General features: G+C 68.3%; 21 protein-coding genes. 8 read left to right on the top strand and 13 right to left on the bottom strand.

The genetic code is table 11. The annotated features are described in order from the left end of the window. Positions 1-53: 53 nt before the first annotated feature. Positions 54-524, bottom strand: a complete 471-nt coding sequence (locus A9X04_RS02340; RefSeq protein ID WP_067917353.1) for a hypothetical protein — start codon at positions 522-524, stop codon at positions 54-56. Positions 525-567: 43 nt separating this feature from the next. Next, on the bottom strand, positions 568-1,239 hold the full coding sequence (locus tag A9X04_RS02335; RefSeq protein ID WP_067917351.1) for a TetR/AcrR family transcriptional regulator: 672 nt from the start codon (positions 1,237-1,239) through the stop codon (positions 568-570). 151 nt (positions 1,240-1,390) lie between these two features. On the opposite strand from A9X04_RS02335, the gene A9X04_RS02330 reads away from it, so the two are divergent. Beyond that, entirely contained in the window at positions 1,391-3,157 is a 1,767-nt protein-coding gene (locus A9X04_RS02330; protein WP_067917349.1) for an amidohydrolase family protein, read from the top strand. An 18-nt stretch (positions 3,158-3,175) separates the two neighbouring features. Here A9X04_RS02330 and A9X04_RS02325 read toward each other — a convergent pair whose 3' ends face one another. Next, on the bottom strand, positions 3,176-3,739 hold the full coding sequence (locus A9X04_RS02325) for a TetR/AcrR family transcriptional regulator (protein ID WP_067917347.1): 564 nt from the start codon (positions 3,737-3,739) through the stop codon (positions 3,176-3,178). Positions 3,740-3,803: 64 nt separating this feature from the next. Between A9X04_RS02325 and A9X04_RS02320 the strand changes: the two genes are divergently transcribed. Together A9X04_RS02320 and A9X04_RS02315 are read left to right on the top strand one after the other, a co-directional pair. Further along, a complete protein-coding gene (locus tag A9X04_RS02320; RefSeq protein ID WP_067917345.1) occupies positions 3,804-4,364 on the top strand; it encodes a bifunctional 2-polyprenyl-6-hydroxyphenol methylase/3-demethylubiquinol 3-O-methyltransferase UbiG in 561 nt (186 codons plus the stop codon). Positions 4,365-4,454: 90 nt separating this feature from the next. Next, positions 4,455-5,300, top strand: coding sequence for an enoyl-CoA hydratase-related protein (locus A9X04_RS02315; RefSeq protein WP_067917343.1), 846 nt, complete (start codon positions 4,455-4,457; stop codon positions 5,298-5,300). On the opposite strand, the gene A9X04_RS02310 is transcribed toward A9X04_RS02315, so the two are convergent. From A9X04_RS02310 to A9X04_RS02275, 8 genes are read right to left on the bottom strand one after another with little or no spacing between them, the layout of a single operon-like run. After that, the gene (locus A9X04_RS02310) at positions 5,297-6,994 is read right to left on the bottom strand and encodes an FAD-binding protein (RefSeq protein ID WP_067917341.1); all 1,698 of its coding nucleotides are present in this window, start codon (positions 6,992-6,994) and stop codon (positions 5,297-5,299) included. The genes A9X04_RS02315 and A9X04_RS02310 overlap by 4 nt on opposite strands. Beyond that, positions 6,991-8,343 (bottom strand): SRPBCC family protein, encoded by a 1,353-nt coding sequence (locus tag A9X04_RS02305; protein WP_067917413.1) that lies wholly within the window; start codon positions 8,341-8,343, stop codon positions 6,991-6,993. Before A9X04_RS02305 ends, A9X04_RS02310 begins: the two co-directional genes overlap by 4 nt. 43 nt (positions 8,344-8,386) lie before the next feature. Beyond that, positions 8,387-9,925, bottom strand: coding sequence for an acyl-CoA synthetase (locus A9X04_RS02300; RefSeq protein ID WP_067917339.1), 1,539 nt, complete (start codon positions 9,923-9,925; stop codon positions 8,387-8,389). A gap of 19 nt (positions 9,926-9,944) precedes the next feature. Continuing rightward, the gene (locus A9X04_RS02295; protein ID WP_067917337.1) at positions 9,945-10,817 is read right to left on the bottom strand and encodes an enoyl-CoA hydratase/isomerase family protein; all 873 of its coding nucleotides are present in this window, start codon (positions 10,815-10,817) and stop codon (positions 9,945-9,947) included. 20 nt (positions 10,818-10,837) lie between these two features. Beyond that, positions 10,838-11,074: a lipoyl domain-containing protein gene (locus A9X04_RS02290; protein WP_067917335.1), complete on the bottom strand. Its 237-nt coding sequence runs from the start codon at positions 11,072-11,074 to the stop codon at positions 10,838-10,840. Beyond that, a complete protein-coding gene (locus A9X04_RS02285; RefSeq protein ID WP_067917333.1) occupies positions 11,067-12,065 on the bottom strand; it encodes an alpha-ketoacid dehydrogenase subunit beta in 999 nt (332 codons plus the stop codon). Before A9X04_RS02285 ends, A9X04_RS02290 begins: the two co-directional genes overlap by 8 nt. A 2-nt stretch (positions 12,066-12,067) precedes the next feature. Then, a complete protein-coding gene (locus A9X04_RS02280; protein ID WP_067917412.1) occupies positions 12,068-13,051 on the bottom strand; it encodes a thiamine pyrophosphate-dependent dehydrogenase E1 component subunit alpha in 984 nt (327 codons plus the stop codon). A 4-nt stretch (positions 13,052-13,055) separates the two neighbouring features. Next, a complete protein-coding gene (locus A9X04_RS02275) occupies positions 13,056-13,928 on the bottom strand; it encodes a mycofactocin-coupled SDR family oxidoreductase (protein WP_067917331.1) in 873 nt (290 codons plus the stop codon). 235 nt (positions 13,929-14,163) lie between these two features. Between A9X04_RS02275 and A9X04_RS02270 the strand changes: the two genes are divergently transcribed. From A9X04_RS02270 to A9X04_RS02260, 3 genes are all read left to right on the top strand, one after another. Beyond that, entirely contained in the window at positions 14,164-15,396 is a 1,233-nt protein-coding gene (locus A9X04_RS02270) for a CaiB/BaiF CoA-transferase family protein (protein ID WP_067917329.1), read from the top strand. 116 nt (positions 15,397-15,512) lie between these two features. Next, positions 15,513-16,877 carry a wax ester/triacylglycerol synthase domain-containing protein gene (locus tag A9X04_RS02265; RefSeq protein ID WP_067917327.1) on the top strand — a complete coding sequence of 455 codons (1,365 nt, stop codon included), beginning with the start codon at positions 15,513-15,515 and terminating at the stop codon, positions 16,875-16,877. Positions 16,878-17,121: 244 nt separating this feature from the next. Further along, the gene (locus tag A9X04_RS02260) at positions 17,122-17,409 is read left to right on the top strand and encodes an ANTAR domain-containing protein (RefSeq protein ID WP_007169962.1); all 288 of its coding nucleotides are present in this window, start codon (positions 17,122-17,124) and stop codon (positions 17,407-17,409) included. Positions 17,410-17,598: 189 nt separating this feature from the next. Here the strand turns inward: A9X04_RS02260 and A9X04_RS02255 are convergent, their stop codons facing one another. Further along, positions 17,599-18,360, bottom strand: a complete 762-nt coding sequence (locus tag A9X04_RS02255) for an IclR family transcriptional regulator (RefSeq protein WP_067917325.1) — start codon at positions 18,358-18,360, stop codon at positions 17,599-17,601. A gap of 67 nt (positions 18,361-18,427) precedes the next feature. Between A9X04_RS02255 and A9X04_RS02250 the strand changes: the two genes are divergently transcribed. Next, entirely contained in the window at positions 18,428-19,768 is a 1,341-nt protein-coding gene (locus tag A9X04_RS02250) for an FAD-binding oxidoreductase (RefSeq protein WP_067917323.1), read from the top strand. Next, positions 19,768-20,577 carry a DAPG hydrolase family protein gene (locus tag A9X04_RS02245; RefSeq protein WP_067917321.1) on the top strand — a complete coding sequence of 270 codons (810 nt, stop codon included), beginning with the start codon at positions 19,768-19,770 and terminating at the stop codon, positions 20,575-20,577. Before A9X04_RS02250 ends, A9X04_RS02245 begins: the two co-directional genes overlap by 1 nt. Positions 20,578-20,619: 42 nt before the next feature. Here the strand turns inward: A9X04_RS02245 and A9X04_RS02240 are convergent, their stop codons facing one another. Further along, positions 20,620-22,386, bottom strand: coding sequence for a DUF4407 domain-containing protein (locus A9X04_RS02240; RefSeq protein ID WP_067917411.1), 1,767 nt, complete (start codon positions 22,384-22,386; stop codon positions 20,620-20,622). Between the last annotated feature and the right edge of the window lie 177 nt (positions 22,387-22,563).

Genomic DNA, 22,563 nt, shown 5'->3' with positions numbered 1-22,563 from the left:
CTTGTCACAGGGTGCCAAAACGCGCGCGTTATGTGGTCGCCGGCGGCGCCGGGCTACCGCGGCGCGTCCGTCCCGGAGGAATGGGGCCGTCGGGGCGTCAACGACCGGGCGGCCCGCAGCAGGCCGCGAAACGCATAGGCGGCGCTCACCACGGTCAGGATGATCAGGAGGATGAACATCGGCAGCCAGTTGCCCCTGCTGTGGTCGACGTCCCACCAGATGATGGTGAACAACACCACGCACACCACGAGCACGATGTCGCGCCAGTTCCCCTGGTAAGACAACGCCGCCTTGCGCAGCGTCCTGCTCCGGTCCGCGGTCTCGATGAGGTCGTCGATGCGGGCGTCGATGGTGCGTTGCAGTTCGGTGCGCCTGGCGCCGGGCTCGAGCCGGTCCAACAAATCCATGTCGTCTTTGATCAGCCTCCGGAAATCCGGCGCCCGGAACTGGCCGGCGGCGACCGCCAGCATCGCCCCACCGAAGACGGGCGCACTGTTGAGCGCAATCTGTCCGAGGCCCGTCATGCCCGCTCCTTGTGGTTGTCGTCGACGCCGCCCGATGGCCGGGTCAGGATGCCTTGGAAGGCCGCCGCCGCGTTCGCTGCGGCTCGGGGCTCTGCAGTGCATCCATCGCGCGCCGCAGCTGCGGATAGGCGATCGCCGGGCCCAGCCAACGGGTGAGGTAGCGCCGCAGATCGGCACCGCTGCGCGCCGGACGCCCCGGGTCGGCGAGGAACGAGTGCAGCACCCGCAGGCTGAATTCGTTCAGTTCGTCCAGGCCGCCCTCATCGAAACCGTAACTCTCCCAGTCGATGTCGTAACGATGCAGCATGGACCGTCCGAACGCCAGGGCGGTATCGGAAATGATCGACACCTTCTGGCCGCCCCGGTGGCGTTGGTTGAGCACGAATTCCACTTGGTTGTCCGAGGCCAGCTCCTCGATGGCGAATGCCATACCTTCGGTCATCGCCACGACCGGGTCGGTGACACCGTCGAGGTGGGCGGCCATCCGGTCGAGGAACCCGTCTGCCGACCGCATCGCCGACGCCACCAACAGCGCCTGCGTCCCCGGGAAGTACCGGTACACGGTCTGCCGGGTGACCCCGAGAGCCCGGGCCACGTCGGCGATCCGCATCGCCGAGCCGCGCTCCTCGATGATCCTGTCGGCGGCATCCAGGATGCGCTCGATAGCCTCCTCGTCGGAGGCGGGCGTGTTGCCGGCCCAACCGTGACTGCGCATCAGCGAGCGGCAAACCGGTAGTCGGTGATCCCCACAGCTGGATCATAGCCGCTGGGGGCACACGACCCCTGCTGGTTAACATGGCTAGACACTTCGGACATTATGTATGCTCGCATCGGATCGTCAGCGTCGGGCGGCAGAAAGGCCGAACATGCACTACGACACGGTGATCACCAACGGTCGCTGGTTCGATGGAACGGGTGCGCCGTCGGTGTGCAGAAACATCGGGGTGCGCGACGGCCGGGTCGCCACCATCACCTCCGAACCGCTCGACACGGCGGGCGCCGATGTCATCGACGCGACGGGCCAGTGGGTCATCCCCGGCATCATCGACATCCACACCCATTACGACGTCGAAATACTCTGTGAGCCGGAGCTTTCCGAATCGCTGCGGCACGGCGTGACCACCGTGATGCTGGGCTCTTGTTCGTTGTCCACGGTCTATCTGGACAACGTGGACGCGGGCGACATCTTCGGCCGGGTGGAAGCGATCCCGCGCCGCTACGTCATCGAGCACCTGGACGCGGCCCGTTCGTGGACCAATCCCGCGGAGTACGTTGCCGAACTCGACCGGCGGAACCTGGGCCCCAACGTCGCGGCGTTCATGGGCCACTCCGACATGCGCGCGGCGACGATGGGACTGGACCGCGCGACACGCAAGGACGTCCGGCCGTCGGCGGCGGAACTGGCGCGGATGGAGTCGATGCTCAACGAGGCGCTGGACGAAGGCTTCGTCGGGATGTCGTCGCAGCAATTGCTGTTCGACAAACTCGACGGCGAGGTTTGCCGGTCGCGCACCCTGCCGTCGACATACGCCAAGCCCCGGGAGCTGCGCCGGCTGAACGCTATCCTGCGGCGGCGCAACAAGATCCTGCAGTCGGGACCCGATATCACGAACCCGCTGTCGGTGGTGTCGCAGTTGGCGACGTCGCTGGGGTTCGGCCGTCCCCGGCTGAAGACCAGCCTGCTCTCGGCGGCCGACATCAAGGCCATCCCGCCGGTGATCCACCTCATGGACACCCTTGCCCGGGTCGTGAACGGCCTCGGCGGCGACTTCCGGTGGCAGCACCTGCCGGTGCCATTCGAGGTCTACGCCGACGGCATCTCGCTGGTGGTGTTCGAGGAGTTCGGCGCCGGCGCCGCGGCGCTGCACCTGCAGGGTGAGATCGAGCGCAACCAGCTCATGCGCGACGAGGACTATCGCCGCTGGTTTCGCGAGGACTACGACAAGAGGTTCGGCCCCCGGGTGTGGCACCGCGACTTCTTCGATGCCGAGATCGTGTCCTGCCCGGACCCGTCGGTGGTGGGCAAGTCATTCGGTCGGGTGGGGCTGGACCGCGGTGGGCTGCATCCGGTGGACGCGTTCCTCGACCTGGTGGTGGAGCACGGCGAAAAGCTGCGCTGGCGCACCACGATCTCCAACCATCGTCCCGAGGTGCTCAAGAAGCTGGCGCGGAGCAAGACCCTACAGATGGGGTTCTCCGACGCCGGCGCACACCTGCGCAACATGGCGTTCTACAACTCGGGGCTTCGGCTGCTGCGGCACGTGCACGAGGCGGACAAGCACGGCACGCCGTTCATGTCGGTCGAGCGTGCCGTGCACCGGCTCACCGGCGAACTCGGGGCGTGGTACGGAATCGACGCCGGCACGCTGCGCGTAGGGGATCGCGCCGACGTCGTGGTGATCGACCCGGACAAGCTCGATGCTTCGCTGGACCGTTATGCCGAGCATCCGGTGGCCTCCTACGGTGGGTTGTCCCGGATGGTCAACCGCAACGACGACACCGTCAGCGCCGTGCTCGTGGCGGGGCGGTTCGCGTTCGGTGCCGGACGGGCCGCACCCGTGTTGGGCAAGCAGAAGTTCGGCCGCTTCCTGCGGGCCGGCCAGACGTCAGACACGTTGACAACAGTGGCGTAATGGTTGCCGCGCAACGGATTACGCCACGTGGGCACCCAGGATCAGGTCGACGGCCTCGTCGAGTTGGCCCTCGATCTCGTCGAAGCTGACGAACCGGGCGGTCATCAGGGCGCCGGAGAAGGTCAGCTGCAGCGTGGATTTCACGGCGCGGGGCCAACCCGGGCCCAGGGCGGCGCCGATGCGGGTGGCGACCTCGTGGCCGATCTGCTCACGAATCGGCGTGACCGCCGGGTCGTCGGCCATCAGGGCCGCGCCGCAGGCGGCGGTCAGCTCCGGCTCGTCGGCGACCACGACGGCCATGTCGCGCAGGGTGGCACTGACCCGCGTCTTGGTCGCGTCGTTGACGTCGGTGCGCAGCGGCAGTTCGCGAAGAAACCGCAGATATACCGCCGCCACCAGCGCGCTCTTGGAGGGAAAGTAGGTGTAGGCGCTGGCCGGCGACACCCCCGCGCGGGTCGCCACCGAGCGCATCGTCAGGTTCGCATACGACGACTCGCGCAGTTCCTGAAGGCCGGCATCGAGGACTTTGCGGATCGTCTGTCCCGGCCGGCGATCCGACCGGCGAACCGCATCTTTGGACACTCGTCCAGTGTAGGAAGGCGCTGAGAGCGCCTACAACGTCCTACCGGGTTCTACAGTTACGGCTATGGCCGAGGCGGACCGGCAGCGTTGGGATGAGCGGTACCAGGCCATGGCGCCACCGTCGGAAGACGCCGCGGGGCCGCCCGGCTTCCTGGCGCCCCACGCGGATGTAGTTCCCACTGCCGGAAGGGCTCTCGATCTCGCGTGCGGCCCCGGCCTCGCCGCGGTGTGGCTCGCGAAGCGCGGACTTCGGGTCGAGGGATTCGACGTATCCCCGGTGGCGGTGGTCCAGGCGCGCGAGCTGGCCGAGCGGGCGGGGGTGAGCGATCGGTGTCGCTTCGAGGTCGTCGACCTGGACGACGGGCTGCCGCCCGGGCCGCCCGCGGACGTCATCCTCTGCCACAGATTCCGGGACCGCCGCCTCGACCGGGCGATCGTCGAACGCCTGGCGCCCGGCGGTCTGCTGGCGATCGCGGTGCTGAGCGAAGTCGGGGCCGCCCCGGGGCCGTTTCGCGCGGCTGCCGGTGAGCTGCCCGCCGCGTTCGGCGATCTCGACTTGCTCGCCTCCGGGGGGGGTGACGGCCAGGCTTGGCTGCTGGCGCGTGCGGCGCGCGAAGGCCGCTGAGCGGCAAGCGTTTTCGCCCCGCCGATCGACCCTCGCGGAAATGGCACTTGACGGTGCCATTTCGGCTCCCGGCCGGGTAATGTCACGCAGATGGAGCGGCGCGTCCTTGAAGCGGTCATCTACGAGCGCGAACCGCCGATCGCGCGGATCATCCTGAACCGGGTCGACAAGGCCAACACCAAAGATGCGGTTCTGGTCACCGAAGTCGACGAATGCCTGCACGCAGCCGACCGCGACAAAGAGATCAAGGTCGTCATCCTCAAGGCCAACGGAAAAGGGTTCTGCGGCGGACACGTTGCCCGCTGGGGTCCCGACGAGAATCCCTATCCGGATTTCGGCGAAACATTCGAGGACCTGTACAAGGGCACCGCGGACCTGTTTCTGTGGCCGACGTTGTACCTGTGGGAGTTTCCGAAGCCGACCATCTCCGCGATTCACGGTTATTGCGTGGGCGGCGGGATCTATCTCGGCCTGCTGACCGACTTCTGCGTGGCGTCCGACGACGCGTATTTCCAAATGCCGCTTGCCCAAAGCCTCGGTGAACCCGGCGGCCACACCATGATCGAGCCGTGGTTGCTGATGAACTGGCATCGCACCATGGACTGGCTGCTGCTTGCCCCGACCCTCTCCGCGCAGCAAGCCCTCGACTGGGGGCTGCTGAACAGGGTGGTGCCGCGCGAAGACCTCGAGGGCGTCGTCGAGGAGATGGCCCACAAGATCGCCCAAATCCCGTTGACCACGCTGATGGCGGTGAAGAACAACGTGAAGCGGGCGTGGGAGTTGATGGGTATGCGGGTGCATCTGCAGGTCAGCCACATCCTGACCAACATGGTCGGCGCCGCCTCCGACGTCCAGGCACGGCGGGCCGAGCTGAAGCAGTCGGGCATGAAACCGCGCGAGTTCGTCGGCCGCGACGACAAGGACGCCGAGGGCTAGCGGCTCGGATCGCCGGAAAGCCTGCGGCCGGCGGCATGGCGGGCCGCGACGTAGCCGAAGACCATTGTGTAGGCGATGCTTCCACCGGCGCCCAAGTAGTTCCGGCCCATCACCGTCGCCGTGATGTTGCCCGTCGCGTAGAGTCCGTCGATCACGCGGTCGTCCTCGTCGATGACCCGTGCGTGCTCGTCGGTGATCACCCCGCCGCACGTGCCGACGTCGGCCGGGACGACCTTGGTGGCGTAGTAGGGTGACCGCTCGAGCGGGCCGAGCGCGGCGTTGGGACGATACCCGGGATCGCCCAGGCAGTCGTTGTACGCCGACTGGCCGCGCCCGAAGTCCGGGTCGAGACCCTTGGCCGCAAAACCGTTGAACCGCTTGATCGTCCGTTCCAGCGCGTCGGCCGGAACACCCATCTGGCGCGCGAGGTCGCCGACGGTCTCACCCCGCAACACCGCACCCCGGGTGATGAGTTCTTCCGGGAGCCGACGCCGCTTGAACGGGTTTGCCCCCGACACGTATCGGCCGACGTAGCCCCGGTCGAACACCATCCAGCAGGGCACCGCCTTGTTCGCGTACATGGCCTTGCCGACCTCGACGTACGAGTTGGACTCGTTGCAGAACCGCCGGCCGGTTCCGTCGACATAGATGGCGCCGGGTCGCTGGCGACCGCTGCCCAGCGCCCTTGCGGCGTCACCGCCGTCGGCGATGAAAACCGATGGCAGCCACCAGGCCTCGTCCATCAGGTCCGTCTTCGCGCCCAGCCGGATCGCGGTCTGCAACACCTCGCCGGTGTCGCCGGCGTTCGCGATCGACCAGAGCCCCTCGTTGGGCTGCTCGCCGCTATAGCGGCGGCGCATGTCCGCGTTACGGCTGAACCCCCCGGCGGCCAGCAGGACGCCCTTGCGCGCCTCGACGTTGACCGGGGTGCCGTCACGCACCACGCGTGCGCCGACCACGCGGCCGTTCTCGACGATCAGGTCCTCCATCGCGGTCCCGGTCCAGATCGGTGGTTCGGCGCGCAGGTCGATCAGCGCCTTGAGCATCTGGCCGATGAGCGATGCGCCGTTGGTGAGCATCTCCCGGTGGCGCAGCCTCGCCACCCTGGTGCGGGCGAACACCCGCATCGCGACGGCGAAGGCGCGCGGCGACCGGTTGAAATACTGCACCGAGCGCAGTTCGTTCGTCTTCAGGACGAACCCGCCATAGGCCTTGGCCATCGAGGGTTGGACCTTGTCGCTCCACTTCCCCAGAGCGGCCGCGTCGTAGGGGACGCACTCGATCCCGCGACCGGCTTCGTTACCGCCCTTGTGGTTGGGGTAGTAATCGCTCCAGCCGGGGCACCGCACGAACCGAACGCCCCTGCGGGTCAAGAAATCGATCATCTCGTAGCCGGCGGTGAGGAACGTCTCGCGCCGCGCGGGCGATGACGCCGCGCCGATGTCACCGACGACGTCGTCGAAATAGGCCAGCCCCTCCTCGTGCGAATCCGGGATGCCGCCGGCCCGCATCAGCGGGTTGTTCGGCAGCCACACCATGCCACCGGAAAGCCCGGTCGAACCGCCCACCAGGGGCTGCTTCTCGATCACCAGGGGTTCGATCCCCGAGTCGAGCGCCGCCAGCGCGGCGACCATGCCGCCGCCCCCGCTGCCCGCGATCAGCAGATCCACGGAGCGGTCCCACCGGGTGGTCATCGGGCCCCCGCGCGCAAGCCCAGGTCGGCGACCGGCACGTCGATGGTGGTGTTGGTCTTTTGGATCGCGGGTACCAGCGCGTCGTACGGCAGGCCGGCCAGGAAGCCGTCTATCACGCGTTCGAAGTTGGAGATCAGGCCCTCGATGCGGCTGGACAACCTCATGTACTCAAATCCCTTGGAGTGCAGGCCCTTTTGTTGCCTGGGAAGATTAGAGAAATCCTGGGCTGGAATCGGTGGCCAACGTGGGTCGTCAGGTGGCATGGGGACGGGTGGCGTCGGCTTGGCCGTGCACTGGTCCGGCGGGATGCGGGTGAGCGACCAGATCTCGAACAGGGTTTCCTCCGGGCCCAGCGGCCGGATCCGGTACGACGAGGCGCTGCTGTACTGGGGCAGCAGAAAGTAGTGCGGGAAGGCGAAATTGATCGCTTCGTCGATGCCGCGCCGCTGCAAGTCGTTGAGGTCGGGAATGTCGCAGCCCCGGGCGCGATGCCAGTGCACGATGGCGTCGTTGAGCGCGCTGCGCCACACGGCCATCGCCTCGACCGGGTCCGCCGGCAATTCCATGTTCTGCAGGCCCTCGGCGACGCGGACATCGTTCTCATGTGTCATGCCGGCCATGCCTTGGCCCAAGGTGCGCATGAAATACAGGTTGGTCTGGGCCAGTCCGGGTGGCTTGGCGGGGTCGGGCTGCTTCGGCATGCTCGACGGCAGCAGTTGCGGGTGGGTCTGCGGGACGTGATAGCCCTCCATGAATGCGGCGGTCGCCAGTTTCCAGTTCACCGGCAGCCGGCACGACTGCCACCACTCGACGCGCAGCGACTCCACTTTCCATGCGTCGTAGATCGACGCGAAGGGCTCCAGGCAGTCACGCAGCGCGGGTGCGTCGTCGTCCAGGTTGATCCACGCGCATCCGCCCCAGAGCTCGCATCGGACCGGGACCAGCCGAAGATCCTCCGGGTTCAGGTTCTGCTCGTCGAACTCCTCGGGCCGCAGCACGAAGGTGTTGCGTCCGTCGATGCCCCAACACCATCCGTGGAACGGACATACGAAGGTGCGCCGGTTTCCGTTGCCCTCCACCAGCTTTACCCCGCGGTGGCGACACGCGTTGTGGTAAGCGCGCACGCTTTCCCCGTCCAGGCGGACCACGATGATCGACTCATCGAGGATCTCGTACTCGACGTAGTCGCCGGGCTTGGGAATCTCTTCCAGGCGGCAGGCCATCTGCCACACGCGCGGCCAGAGCATTTCGGTTTCGAGCGCGTAGAACTCCGGGTCGTAGTAGCGCTGCTTGGGGATGCGATCGACGGCCTGGACCGCCCACGGCACCGGAAGCGGGGTCTGGTTCATTCGGCTGTTGTGGGTGCTCTGGGTGGTGACCATTTTCATCCCCTCATAGGATCCGCGATGCTCGCCCCTGCCAGTAACGCTCGCGGATGCGCCTCTTGTACAGCTTTCCGTTCGGGTCGCGGGGCAATTCGGCAACGAACTCGACGCTGCGCGGGCACTTGTAGCCGGCCAGGTGCGCGCGGCAGTGCTCGATCAGCTCGGCCTCGAGGTCGGGCCCCGGCGCGACGCCGTCGACCGGCTGCACGACGGCCTTGACCTCCTCGCCGAACTCGTCGTTGGGCACGCCGAAGACGGCGGCGTCGACGAGCTTGGGGTGCATGATCAGCAGGTTCTCGACTTCCTGAGGGTAGATGTTCACCCCGCCGGAGACGATCATGAACGTGGACCGGTCGGTGAGGTAGAGGTAGCCGTCCTCGTCGACGTAGCCCATGTCGCCCAGGGTGCGCCAGCCGCGGTCGTTGGACACCGACGCGGTCTTGGCGGGGTCCTTGAAGTATTCGAAATCGGGGCCGCCCTCGAAGAACAGCTCGCCGGCTTGTCCGGTGGGAAGCTCGACGCCGTCGTCTCCGATGACGTGCACCGGGGACATGGGCTTGCCCACCGAGCCGGGATGGGCGAGCCATTCTTCGGGACCGATCGTCGTACCCGCGAATCCCTCGGTGCCGCCGTAGTATTCGTGGATGATCGGCCCGAACCACTTCATCATCCGTTGCTTGACGTCGACCGGGCAGGGCGCTGCCGCGTGGATGACGCAGCGCAGGCTCGACACGTCATACTTTTCCCGAACCGACCTGGGCAGCTTGAGCATTCGCACGAACATGGTGGGCACGAACTGAGCGTGCGTCACGCGGTGCGTCTCGATCAACCGCAGGACGGTCTCGGCGTCGAACCTTCGCATGAGGATTGCCGCGGCGCCGACGCGATTGACCGCCATGGTGTAGTTCACCCCGGCGGCGTGATACAGCGGTGCGGGGGAGAGGTACACGCTGGACCGGCTCATCCCGTACTTGTGGGTCAGCGCGAGCTCCAGCACCGCCTGAGCCCATGAGCCGTTGCCGTCGGTCGGCAGGGGCCGGCGGACGGCCTTGGGGCGGCCCGTGGTGCCCGACGAGTACAGCATCTCCGAGCCGTCCTTGACCGGCGGCGCGTCACCGGCGGCCGCCAGCGCATCGTCGTATGCGCCCCAGCCGGGCAGGGGCCCGCCCACCGCGAAATGCGCGGCCACCGCGCTGTTGGCCGCGCGGACGTGGGCGGCGAGGTCGGGCATGTCGGCGTCGACGAACACCGCCCGCGCGCCCGAGTCGTCGATCACGTAGGCGACCTCGTCCGGGGTGAAGTGGGTGTTGACCGCGGTGTAGTAGAGCCCGGATAGCTGGCAGGCCCAGGTGATTTCGAGGAACTCGGGTCGGTTCGGCAGGATGAGCGCCACACCGTCGCCCCGGCGCAGCCCCGCGCCATGCAGCATTGCGGCGACGCGTTGGCTGCGGGCGTACAGCTCGGCGTGGGAGATCGTGCCACCGCCGCCCGCGACGATGAGGGCCGGCGCCTGTCCGGCCTTCGTGGCGTGGTCGGCGATGTTCACCGGCGGTCCCCGCGTAAACCTAAGTGGCCGTGGCGCCGTCGGTCGATGCGGCGGCGGCGGCCTGGCGTCGCGCATGCTCTGACGGCAGCACCTTGTCGCGGAACACAGTCTGAATCAGCTCTTGGACGTCCCTGCTGAGGGAGGCCAGGGCAACGAGGTCGTTGGAGCTCTGCCAGTGCACCCGCATGCCCATCAGCTCCCAGGCCCGCTTCAGGTTGGCCTTGGTCGCCAGCAGCGTGGTCATCGGCGCTTGCGCGATGTGGCGGGCGATGGCCTCCACCCGGTCGCCCAGCTGCTCGCGCGGGACCACCTCGTTCACCAGGCCGTACTCCAGCGCCTTGCGCGCGTCGACGACCTCGGCGGTGTACAGGTAGTACGCCGCGCGCCGCCAGTTCATGAAAACCCAGGGCTCGATGGAGCATTCGCCCGACGGCATCCCGAATCCCTGCAGCGGCGGGTAGGAGAAGTAGGCGTCCTCCGACGCGATGACGATGTCGGTGGTGAGCCCGTAGTGCGTGCCCCCGCCGACGCAGTACCCGTGCACCTGCGCGATGGTCGGCTTGGAGAACTCCCACAGGTTCAGCACCGGCTTCACGAACAGGTCGGTCTGCGGCTTCCACGGCGTGCCCATGACTTTCGCGCCCTCGACGAAGGCCGGGTAATCCACCGCGTTGTTGCCGATGGCGTGTCCCGAGCAGAAACCCTTGCCGTTGGCCTTGAGCACGAGCACCTTGATGTCGTAGTCGCGGTCCGCGTCCAGCAGCGCGGCGTCGACCTCTTCGGCCAGCTTCTGGTCCTGGGCGTTCGCCTTTTCCGGCCAGTTCAGGGTGACCCGGGCGATGGGCCCCTCCTTCTGGTAGATGATCCTCTCGCGAGTCTCGTTGAGATCCATGCGTGCTCACCTTTCCTGGTTCACGAAGTGATGACTCCGATTGGGGCGCCGATGTCGTAGGTGGTCCCGACCTGGCCGGTCCAGTGCACGGTGCCCGACGCTCCGGCTTCGATCTCCTGTTCCACCTTCTCGGTGGCGATCACGTAGATGGGTGTGCCCGCTTCCACGCGCTGGCCGGCGTCGACGAGCAGGCCGGTGAGCTCGGCCTCCGACACGGCCACCGAGACGCGCGGGATGCGGATGACGAAGTCAGCCATGCACTCTCGCCCCCGCGAGGGTCTTCAACGCGGCCGCGGCGATCCGCGCCGGAGAGGGATACACCTGCGCCTCGAGCGCCGCCGCGGCCGGGTTGGGGACGAATCGGGCGGCCACCCGCTCGACGGGCGCGGCCAGCTCGGAGAACAACTGCGAGTGCAGGATCGCGGCGACTTCGGCTCCTGGACCGGCGAATTGGACGGCGTCGTGGACGATCACGGCTCGGCGGGTACGGCGTACGGAGGCGACGAGGGTCTCGACGTCGAGGGGTACCAGCGTGCGCAGATCGACGACCTCGGCGCTGATGCCCTGTTCGTGCAGCGTGGCCGCGGCGGCGAGCGCGTCGTGCACGCAGCGTCCGTAGCCGATCAGGCTCACGTCGGTGCCGGTCCGCTTGACGTCGGCCTGGCCCAACGGGATTGAGAATCCGGCATCGACGGGGACGGGCCCCTTCTTGCCCTGCAGCCGGATCGTCTCGACGAACAGGCAGGGATCGGGGTCGAAGATCGCCGCCGTCAGCAGACCCTTCCCGTCCCGCGGCGTGGACGGCACGATCACCTTCATGCCCGGGATGTGCATGAACCACGCCTCCAGGCTCTGCGAATGCGTGGCGCCGGTGGCCAGCCCGGCGTAGACCTGGGTGCGAACGGTGAGCGGCGCGGTCGTGCGCCCGGCGGTCATGAACCTCAGCTTCGCCGCGTTGTTGATCAGCTGGTCGGCGGCGATGCCGATGAAATCCATGATCATGATCTCGGCCACCGGCAGCAGCCCGTCGATGGCCGCGCCGACGGCCGCGCCGACGATCGCCGCCTCCGAGATCGGGGTGTCCAGGACGCGGTCGTGGCCGTATTTCGTCGACAGGCCCGCGGTCGGTCCCGACGCGCCGGGGTCGGCGATGTCCTCACCGAGCAGGAACACCCTGTCGTCGGCGGCGAGCGCCTGGTCCAGGGCGAGGTTGAGCGCCTCGCGCATCGTCATCTCTTGTTCGTGCATGCTCACACCGGGAACTTGATCGCGGTCGCGTACACGTCTCGGTCCAGCTCGTCGATCGACGGGGCCTCCGCGCGCATGACGATTTGCAGCGCCGTCTCCACCGCGGCCAGCGCCTCCTCTTCGATGCGGTCGAGTTCGTCCCGATCACAGATGCCGGCCTCGACCAGCTGGTCGCGGAGGCGGGGCACCGGGTCGGCTTCGATCGCGGCGGCCAGCTGATCCTTGGGGATGTAGGGCATCCGGTCACCGAAGTAATGGCCGCGGAAGCGGAACGTCACGCATTCGACGAAGGTGGGGCCGCCGCCGGCGCGGGCTCGCCGCAGCGCGTCATCGAGTGTCGATTTGATCGCCAGCGGATCGTTCCCGTCGACACGCACTCCCGGCATGCCGTAGCCGGCCGCCCGGTCCGCGACACATTCGAGCTTCATCGTGTCGGCGGTCGGCGTCATCTCGGCGTAGAGGTTGTTCTGGCAGACGAACACCATCGGCAGGTCCCAGAGCGCCGCCATGTTCGCCGCCTCGTGAAAAGACCCGGTGTTGGTGGCGCCGTCGCCGAAGCTCACCGCGGTGACGCGATCGAGGCCTTTGCGTTTCGCGGCCAGCGCCAATCCCACCGCCACCGGCGGGCCCGCCCCGACGATCCCGGTCGAAAGCATCACGCCCCGAGCGGGATTCGCGATGTGCATGGTGCCGCCCTTGCCGTGGGCGGCGCCGACGGTGCGGCCCATCATCTCGCCGTAGATCTCTTCCAGCGGGACGCCCTTGCCGATGAGGTCGTGCAGCCCGCGGTAGGTGGTCACCAACTGGTCGTCGGGCCGCAGCGCGAGACCCATCGCGGCGGCGATGGCCTCCTGCCCGCGCGAGGGCCAGTAGACGCACATGAACTCGCCGGTGCCGATGCCTTTGGACAGCCGGTCGTCGGCTGCCTTCATGAGCACCATCAGCTCGTACAGGCGGCGTTGGACGCCCGTTGTCCCGTCGCTCATGCGATCACGCACCGGACCACGGCTTGACCTTCAGGAAGCCGCCCCCGTCGACACGGAGTTGCTGCCCGGTGATGTAGCGGGCCGCGTCGGACGCGAGGAAGAGCACCGCCTCGCTGATGTCCTCGGGTTCCACATAGGGGATCGGCATCGCCTGCACGAGCGGGAAAACCGGCTCCGCGTCCTCGCGGGTCGGATCCTTCAGGTCCGGCCGGAAGGCCCGATACATCGGCGGGCTGTGCAGCATGTCGGTGTTGACATTGGTCGGGTGCACCGCGTTCATCCGGATGGAGAACTTGGCGAGCGCAAGGGCGAAGTCGTTGACGTAATGCGCCGCAGCCAGTTTCGCGAAGGCGTATCCGGCCCCGCCGGGGCCGCCGATCCCACTCTCACCGCCGGAGGTGCTCAGAGACGACATGAACGCCGCGTTGGAACCGATCACGATGATCGACGCGCCGGCATGCAGATGCTTGAGGCTTGCGTGCACCAGGTTCAGCACGCCGACCAGGTCCACGTCCACGGCGTCGGCAAAGGCCTGCGGCGGCAGGCCCGCCGTCAGCGGGCAGATGCCCGCGTTGGCGACAACGACGTCGAGATGCCCGAACTCGGCCACGCCCTCGTCGATCGCTGCGGCCAGCGCCACCCGATCGCGGACGTCGGCGACCGCGGTGAACGCGCGCTGCCCCTCCTTCTCGACCAGCCGGGCGGTCTCCTCGAGGTCCTCGCGCCGCGCCAGGGGGTACTCGTTGGTCTCGATGTCGGCGCACAGGTCCACCGCGATGATGTCGGCGCCTTCGGCGGCGAGCATCCGCGCGTGCGAGCGGCCCTGACCGCGCGCGGCGCCACTGATCACGGCCACCTTGCCCGTTACTCTGCCCATGCCAGTCCTTCGTCCGTGGTCATCGCGATTCCCTTTGGGGCCCAACGGCGTTCGCCAGTGTCGACGCCGCGCACACGGCGCGCGGTCACGGGTATCGGATTCGGGCCACCGGTCGAATCCATCGCATCTCTTCCCCGAAAAACTGCGCTGACCTGCAGCTGGGCTACCACTACGCCCTAGACTAGCTAGAATATCTAAAATAGCAAGGAATGGCGATCGACCGAGGGAGTTGGCGATGTCTGGTGTCCGCGGGGGCGTCCTCGAAGGCGTGCGGGTAGTCGAGCTGGCGTCGTGGACCTACGTACCTTCGGCCGGTGCGGCCCTGGCGGACTGGGGCGCCGACGTGATCAAGGTGGAAGGCGTCGCATCGGGCGATCCCGGGCGCGCACTGGTCGTCGGCGGGTTCACCCGGCAGGCGGCCAGACCGGACGCCGACTTCATCCTCGAGTTGGGCAACCGCGGTAAGCGCAGCATCGCCATCGACATCAAATCCGAGACCGGTCGCGAGCTGTTCGGCCGCCTGCTGGCGAGTGCCGACGTGTTCCTCACCAATTGGCTGCCGGGCGCGCTCGAACGGGCGCGGCTGACAGTCGACGACATCCGCGCGTTCAACCCGAAGATCATCATCGCGCGCGGCACCGGGCTGGGGGTGCGGGGTCCGGACCGCGACCGCGGCGGGTTCGACGCCGCCACCTACCTCGCGCGCGGCGGCGTCGCCTACACGCTCACGCCGTTCGGCACGGACACCCCCGCCGTCCAGGGGCCCGGGTTCGGTGACCTGCAGGGCGGGGCGACCCTCGCCGGGGGAGTATGCGCCGCGCTGTTCCACCGCGAACGCACCGGTGAACCGGCGATCGTCGACTCCTCGCTGTTGGCGCAGGCGATGTGGGCGATCGCACCGTCCATCTCGGCGGCCGATTTCTTCGACATCGACGGGATTCCGGGTGCACCGCCCGGATTGGCCATCAACCCGCTTGTCAACCGGTACAAGACCCGGGATGGCCGGTGGATCCAGTTGGTGTTCCTGCAACCGGACAAGTTCTGGGTGGGGTTCTGCGAGCGGATGGGCCTGGGCGAACTGGCCACCGACGAACGCTTCGTGCCGTCGGCCAACCTGATCGCCAACGCCGCGGCGGCCACCGAGATCCTGGCCGAGGTGTTCGCCCGCCACGACCTGGCCCACTGGCAGAAGGCGCTCGAGGACGAACCGGGCGTGTGGGGCGCCCTGGCGACGCCGCGGGAAACGCTCAACGATCTGCAGGTCGAGCCCAACGGATACGTGGTGACCAACGTCGACGACCATGGCGAGAAGTACCGGATCGTCGCCGCGCCCGTGCAGTTCGACGAGACCCCGCCGGCGCCCGCGCGCGCTCCCGAACACGGCCAGCACACCGAGGAAATCCTGCTGGAACTCGACGTCGACTGGGACGACATCGCCAGGGCCAAGGACCTCAACGCCATTCTGTAGTGGCCGCACGGGCGGTCGACCAAAGCCGCTATCTGTGGGGACCAAAGTCATCGACTGCCGATAACCCGATGACCTGGGCCGCCAGCGGTCGTACGTTCTGTGCGAGGAGCACAAAGATGACTGCATTTATGCGCGCCAGTGACGCCTTCACCTGGGCAATGGAAAGCGATCCCCGGCTGCGGTCGACCGTGGTCAGTGTCGTTCTTCTGGACCGGTCGCCGGACTGGGACGAAGTGCGCAAACGCTTCGACCTGATCAGTCGCACGCTGCCCATGTTCCGGCAGCGGGTGGTGCAGTCACCTGCGCCCGCCCCGCCGCGGTGGGAGCATTACCGGGATTTCGACCTGGATTACCACCTGCGGCGGGCGACGATCTCCGGCCCAGGGACCCTCGACGACGTCCTCGAGATGGCGCGGGTGGCCGAGATGCAGGATTTCGATCGGGCCCGCGCGCTGTGGGAGACCACGTTCATCGACGGTCTGGAAAACGGCGGCGCCGCCGTGATCTGCAAGTTCCACCACGCGCTCACCGACGGGGTCGGTGGGGTCCAGATCGCGATGCACCTGTTCGACCTCTCCGAAGACCTCTATCCCGTCGACCCCATGCCGCCGGAGCCTGCCGTCGCGGGGCCGGCGCTGCTGGGCGGCTACCCCGATGCCGTGCGCTATGACGCCGGCCTGCTCAACTCGGCCCTGGCGGGGGTGGCCAACCGGCTGCCACGGTTGATGTACGACGGGGTTCGGCGGCCCGTCAGCACCCTCCGGTCCGCGGCGACCACCGCGGCATCCGTCTACCGAACCGTCCGCCCGATCAACCGACCCGGGTCGTCGTTGGCGACGGACCGCGGCCTGATCCGTCATCTCGCGGTGCATCAAGTGCCGACGCGGCCGCTGCGGGAAGCCGCACACCGTTGCGGTGGGGCGCTGAACGACGCCTTTGTCGCGGGGGTCGCCGGTGGACTGCGCCTCTACCACGAAAAGCACGGTGTGCCGGTGGGCGACCTACACATCACGATGCCGATCAGCCTGCGGACCCAAGCGGACGGCATCGGCGGGAACCGGATCACGCTGATGCGCTTCGACGTACCCGTCGGCGAGATCGACCCGGCAAGACGCATCAGGGCGATCCGGCAGCGCACCGCGGCGGTACGCAACGAAAAATCACTGCCATACACGCAATTGATTGCCGGAGTTCTCAATCTGGCGCCCCGGTGGTACATCGGCTCGGTCCTGCGCCACGTGGATTTCGTGGCCAGCGATGTGCCGGGCGTCCCGGTGCCGGTTTTCCTCGGCGGCGCCCCGGTGCGCGCGCAATACGCCTTCGGGCCCACCATCGGTGCGGCCGTGAATGTCACGCTTCTGACCTATGTCGACACCTGCGGGCTCGGCATGAACATCGACACCACCGCAATTCCCGATTACGACGTGTTCCACGACGCCATCGCCGGCGGCTTCGACGAAATCCTTTCGCTGGCAGGCTAATTCGAATCCGTCGGATTTCCATTCCCGTCGGTATGTAGTGGGAGTCGTTGATTAGCAGCCGATCCCGAAACGGTCACGGGCGGGTATCAATCACGGCAGTAGACTGGCACAACGCGCTCAATCGACAAATCATGGCACAGGGCGCTTTTGAGGTTTGCGGCCGCGACGATGCGTAGCGCAGGAATTCCTCGTCCGCTATCGCCAGTGGCGGGTTCGTGACGGCGCCGCAGGAGGTATCCACAACATGACGACGAACTGGGTTCCCGCCCAGACTTCGTGTGGCCCGCATTCCGGTCGCATCCTCGACACCGCTCGGGGCATTCTCATCGGCCTTCGCCGGTGCCCGTCGGAGGCCGCCCTGGACGAATTGCACAGCGCGGCCTTGCGGCACAAGGTGCCGGTGTTCGCGATGGCCTGGGCGCTGGTACACCTGGCCGGCGACGGCGAGAAGACGCCGAGTTTCACCGATGCGCAATCCGCGGCCCGGCACGAATGGGGGCCGCTGTTCTCCTCCGCTGCAGTGCCCTGTTGAGCGGGGCTCACGACGTTGGGGCGGCCGAGCTTTCGAGGGGTAACCCGGCCGCCTCCAACTCCAGCCTGACCGATGCCGGCGCCCGCTCGGAGGGCCTGCCGCTGCGGTGGCCGACTCGGGGGCGCGGTGTCCGGCGCGTCCGGAGGGGCGGAGCGCCGACCCTTCCCGGGCCCGAACGCGACTACGGGATCAACCTGGTCCGCTGACATACCCCCAGGCCGGCGATTCCGCCGCGGCGCGCAGTGCGGCGACGATGCGCGGTTCCTTCTCCAGGAAACGCTCCGTCGGCGCCGGCACCGAGATGGCGATCACGTTGTCGCCCGCGGCGCGGCGCGCGATCGCCGCCGCCGAGATTCCCCGGGTGTGTTCGTCGCGATCGAAAGCCACTCCGGAGCGCCGGATCTCGGCGACCTCGGCGCGAAGCCGGTCGGCGACATCGGGATCGCAGCTGGCGATCACCGCCTCGGCGTCGGCATCGTCGAGGGTCGCGAGGGCCGCCTTGCCGTTGGCAGTCGACTCCATCGGGAACCGGACGCCGACGGCCGAGACGGCGCGCAGACGATGCGACGATTCGATCTGGTCGACGAACCACATGCGCTGGCCCCGCAATATCGAGAGGTCGACCGTCTCCCCGTCGATCGCGCGCGCCACCCGCTCGATGGTTGGCCGGAAGATCGCCGCGATCTGCGCCCCGTCCGAAGTGCCGAATCCGAGCAGGCGGTCGCCCAGGGAGAACCGGCCCTGTGAATCGACGCCGGCCAGCCCCACCTCGACGAGGCCCACCAGCAGCCGGCGCGCCGTCGACTTGGCCAGGCCGAGCCGCTCACCCAGGTCGACCAGGCGTAACCGGCCGGGCTCGGCGGCGATCTCGTCCAGCGCGGCGGCGGCGCGGCGCAACACCTGTATTCCTTCGTCGCGACCAGGCGAGAGATTTTCCCCCGAACTCGGCATCGGCCCACTATATTGGTCCGCATTGCGAATCGCAAAGATCCGAATAGTGAATCGAGGGAGATTCGAGATGAGCGGGCTACCGGCGGGGCGGCACCACTTCCGCGGCGACGACGGCTACGAGGCGGCCCGCCGTGGCACCGTGTGGCACCAACGGGTGCCGCAGCGCTATCCCGAAGTCATCGTGCAGGCCGCCGATGCCGATGACATCGTCGCCGGCATCCGCTACGCCGCGGCGCACGGCCTGAAGGTCAGCGTCGTTTCCGGGGGGCACAGCTTCTCGGCCAGCCACCTGCGTGACGGCTCCGTTCTGCTCGACGTCAGTCGCCTCGACCACGCCGTCATCGACGCCGACAAGCGGCTCGCCCAAGTGGGTCCGGGCAAGGGCGGCAGCCTGCTCATGGCCGATCTCGAGGCGCAGGGCCTGTTCTTCCCCGGTGGTCACTGCAAGGGCGTCTGCCTGGGCGGCTACCTGCTGCAGGGTGGGTACGGCTGGAACAGCCGCATCTACGGCCCGGCCTGCGAGAGCGTCGTCGGCCTGGACGTCGTCACCGCCGAGGGCGAACAGATCCACTGCGACGCCAGCAACAACGCCGACCTCTACTGGGCCGCCCGCGGCGCCGGCCCCGGCTTCTTCGCCGTGGTCACGTCGTTCTACCTGAAGCTCTATCCCCGCCCCGGCGCCTGCGGCACCAGCGTCTACGTCTATCCATTCGAGCTTGGCGACGAGGTTTTCACGTGGGCGCGGGCGGTCAGCGCCGACGTCGACCCTCGCGTCGAGCTGCAGGCCGTGGCCTCGCGCGGCGAGCCGAACATGGGCATCGACACCCCGGTCATCTCGCTGGCGTCGCCCGCCTTCGCGGACACCGACGAGGAGGCCGAGAAGGCCCTCGCCCTCTTCGGCACCTGCCCGGTCGCCGATCAGGCGCTCGTCAAGATTGCCTATATGCCAACCGATTTGCCGACCTGGTATGACGTGGCGATGAGCCACTACCTGTCCGATCACCACTACGCGGTCGACAACATGTGGACGTCGGCGTCGGCTGAAGACCTGCTGCCGGGCATCCGGACGATCCTGGACACGATGCCGCCGCATCCCGCCCACTTCCTCTGGCTGAACTGGGGCCCGTGCTCTCCCCGCCAGGACATGGCCTACAGCATCGAGGCCGACATCTACCTCGCGCTCTACGGTTCGTGGAAGGACCCGGCCGACGAGGCGAAGTATGCCGACTGGGCGCGGTCCAACATGGCCGCGATGTCCGAATACGCGATCGGCATTCAGCTGGCCGACGAGAACCTCGGCCAGCGTCCCGCGCGGTTCGCCAGCGACGCCGCCATGGCCAAGCTCGACCGCGTGCGCGCCGAATACGACCCCGACGGCCTGTTCAACAGCTGGATGGGGCGACTCTGATGGCCGGCGAGCTGTATCTGGGCTACCGCGGCGACGACGCGAACACCCCGTTCGGCAAGTTCTTCGCGCCCGAGATGGCCCCGCTGCCACGCCATGTCGTCGAGGCCCTGGAACACGGGCCGCAGGGCGCCATGGCGCTGTTGGCGTTCGACGACGCCGCGCGCGTCGCCGACGACGGATACCAGCAGACCGAGAACGGCTATGGCGTCCTGGAGGACGGCGGGTATCAGGTGTCGGTGCGCACTGACATGCCGGGGGTCATCCCGGCCATGTGGTCCTGGTGGTTCGGCTGGCACGGCTGCGACACCCGCCGCTACAAGCTGTGGCATCCGCGCGCCCACCTGCACGCTGCCTGGAAGGACTGTGACGACGCGGGCCGCGCCGGCGCCCGGCGCTACATCGGCCGCTGGTCGTTGATCAGCGAGTACATCGGCTCGACGATGCTCAACGGCGCAATCCAATTCGTCGATCCTGTCACGATGGGCTGCCCGCCCGACAGCGACGGCGCGGTGGCGATCTGTGCCCGGCTGGGGTCCAGCGAGGCCCCGGTAGACGTCGGATGGTTCATTCACCACGTCCGCTCGACCGCGAACGGGGCCGAGATGCGGTCGCGCTTCTGGATGGGCGGCAAGCACATCGCGGTCCGCAACGTGCCCGGCGTCGCGTCGCGGGCGGTGCGCCCGATCGTCTCACGGGTGCTGGGCAACGCGGAGACCAGCGCTCGCAACCTGATGGTGCATTGCGCTCAGGAGATGAATCACCTGGCCGCATTCCTACCCGACCTTTACCAAACCTTCGGCAACGAATAGGGGCCGGGCGCCGGCGTCGCGCACCAGGGACGGCGGACCTCGCTAGGCGGGGGGAAGTTGCCGCGGCCCCCGCGGTGAATCGAGCTCGGCCGGTCCGTCCCGCTTCGTCAATTCCGGATCGCCGCCACGCTCCGACGCGCCCAGCGAGGGGGCGCTTCGCTCTCGGCCGCCCGGCCGCCGTTGGGTCACCGCGGTGCGATCCACGCGCGACGAGTCGATGAATCCCCTTGTGGGCGAGGCCTGCTCACTCGCCGCGTCCGGCGGCATGGGCCGCTCGCCGGCGTCGGAGCTTTCGGAGTCCATCGTGACGCGGTGGGTGCGCCGCAGCGCGAAGGTGATCTCCTCGAACTCCTCGAACACCTGGCGCGCGGTGCGCAGCGGCGCGGTCGTGGTGTCGAGCACCCGCGCGACGAAAGGCGGCATCAGCGGTCGAATCCACCGCGCCGCGGCCTTGGTGGCGTCTGGAATCGACGGGATGGGCGACGTGCCACCGTCTGCACGGTCTTCGCGCGGCGCATCGTCGCGTCCGGCGGGCGCCGGCAGGTTCTTCGCGCCGGCGGTCTGCGCGGGGGCGGGCAGCCCTACCAGCGCTCGGCTGGCGGCCTCGGCCTCCGCGGCAATAGGCAGGTAGATGTCTTCGTCGGCGGGTTCGAGTGGGCGATGCGACGCCGCCCGCACCGGGGGCTCGAAGGCCTCCTCGATTCGTCGGCGCTGCTGCTCGCGGTCGATTTCGGTCTGCGCCTCGATCGCCAGCCGGGCCTGGGTGAGTTGGTGCTCGGCCCACATCATCTCGGCGTCGCGGCGGACCTCGGCCCGCTTGATCGCGATGGCCGTGTCCGCCTCGAGTTCCGCGCGTTCCCGCTCCGCGCGGGCCGTGGCATGGCGATCGTGGGTGGTCTCGCCGCGCCACCGTCCCAGGATCAGCGGCAGCAGGTAGAGCAGCACGCAGAACGCGATCGCCATGAGCCGCAGCATCAGCGCGCCGAAGTCGGACGACGTCAGGTCGTTCATGGCGACCCAGCGCGCGCCGAGGCCACGATCGGCGTCCGCGACCACGCCGCGGCGAGCGTCGTCGAGCGCTTGCTGCTGGCGCGAGATGGTGGCGTCCAACTCGGGCGCTTGGCGGTCACGAGCGGCCAGCGCGTTGTCGAGTTCGTGCTGGGCGTCCGCCAAAAGCTCGTTGGCGGTTCGTGTCTCGGGTCCCGCGCCGGGGTCACCGGTGATCCGGGTTTGCGGGCAGCCCGGGGTGGGGTGGTATTCGCAGCGCGCGACGACCAGGGCCTGATCCTGCTGCTGGTGAGCCCGGTCGACGGCGCCGTCGAGCGCGGCGCGCGCATCCCGGGTTTGTTGCAGCGACGCCGACGCCTGCGTCACGGCCGGCGCCGAACCGGCGTTGCGCAGGGCGCGTTCGTCGAGGCGGTGGTCGATCGAGCCGGACAGCAGGACGATCGCGGCCAGTTCGCCGACGACGGCGCCGAGCGCGACCGCGACGGCCGCGCGGGCCGCCACCCCGGCCCGGCCTTGGCGGGAACCGGCCGTGGTGGCGCGGGTGACCGCGCCGACCAGCAGGCCGAACACCAGGGTCAGCGGCAGGACGGAAAGGACCGACCAGCGAGCCGACTCGCTCACCGCCAGGGTCGCCACCAGCCAGGCCAACACCGCCCCGAACAGCACCACCGCGCCGGATACGGCATGCGTGGACCGCTCGTGGCGCTCATCCAGCTCCCGCCACTGCCCGCCGCCAAGCCAGGTGAGCAGGCCCGCGGGCGAGAAGTCCGAGCGCCGCTCGGCAGCTTTGTGGGCGCACATGGAAAACACCTCCCAACTCAACAAGCCTCCCAGGCCACCACCGGCCGAATCGAATTGAAGCCCCCCGTGTGTGGCGCGCCTCACAACCTGTCCTGGGTCGACGGCGGTCCCGGCGAAGGAGCCACGGCCGCGCCGATTTCCGGCGACGCGTGCAGATCAGCGACGGTTCCGACGGCC

The sequence above is a fragment of the Mycobacterium sp. E3247 genome, from assembly GCF_001667785.1.
Classification (GTDB): Bacteria; Actinomycetota; Actinomycetes; order Mycobacteriales; family Mycobacteriaceae; genus Mycobacterium.
The sequence above is the reverse complement of the archived record's forward strand: the minus strand, read 5'-3'. Positions and strand labels throughout refer to the sequence as shown.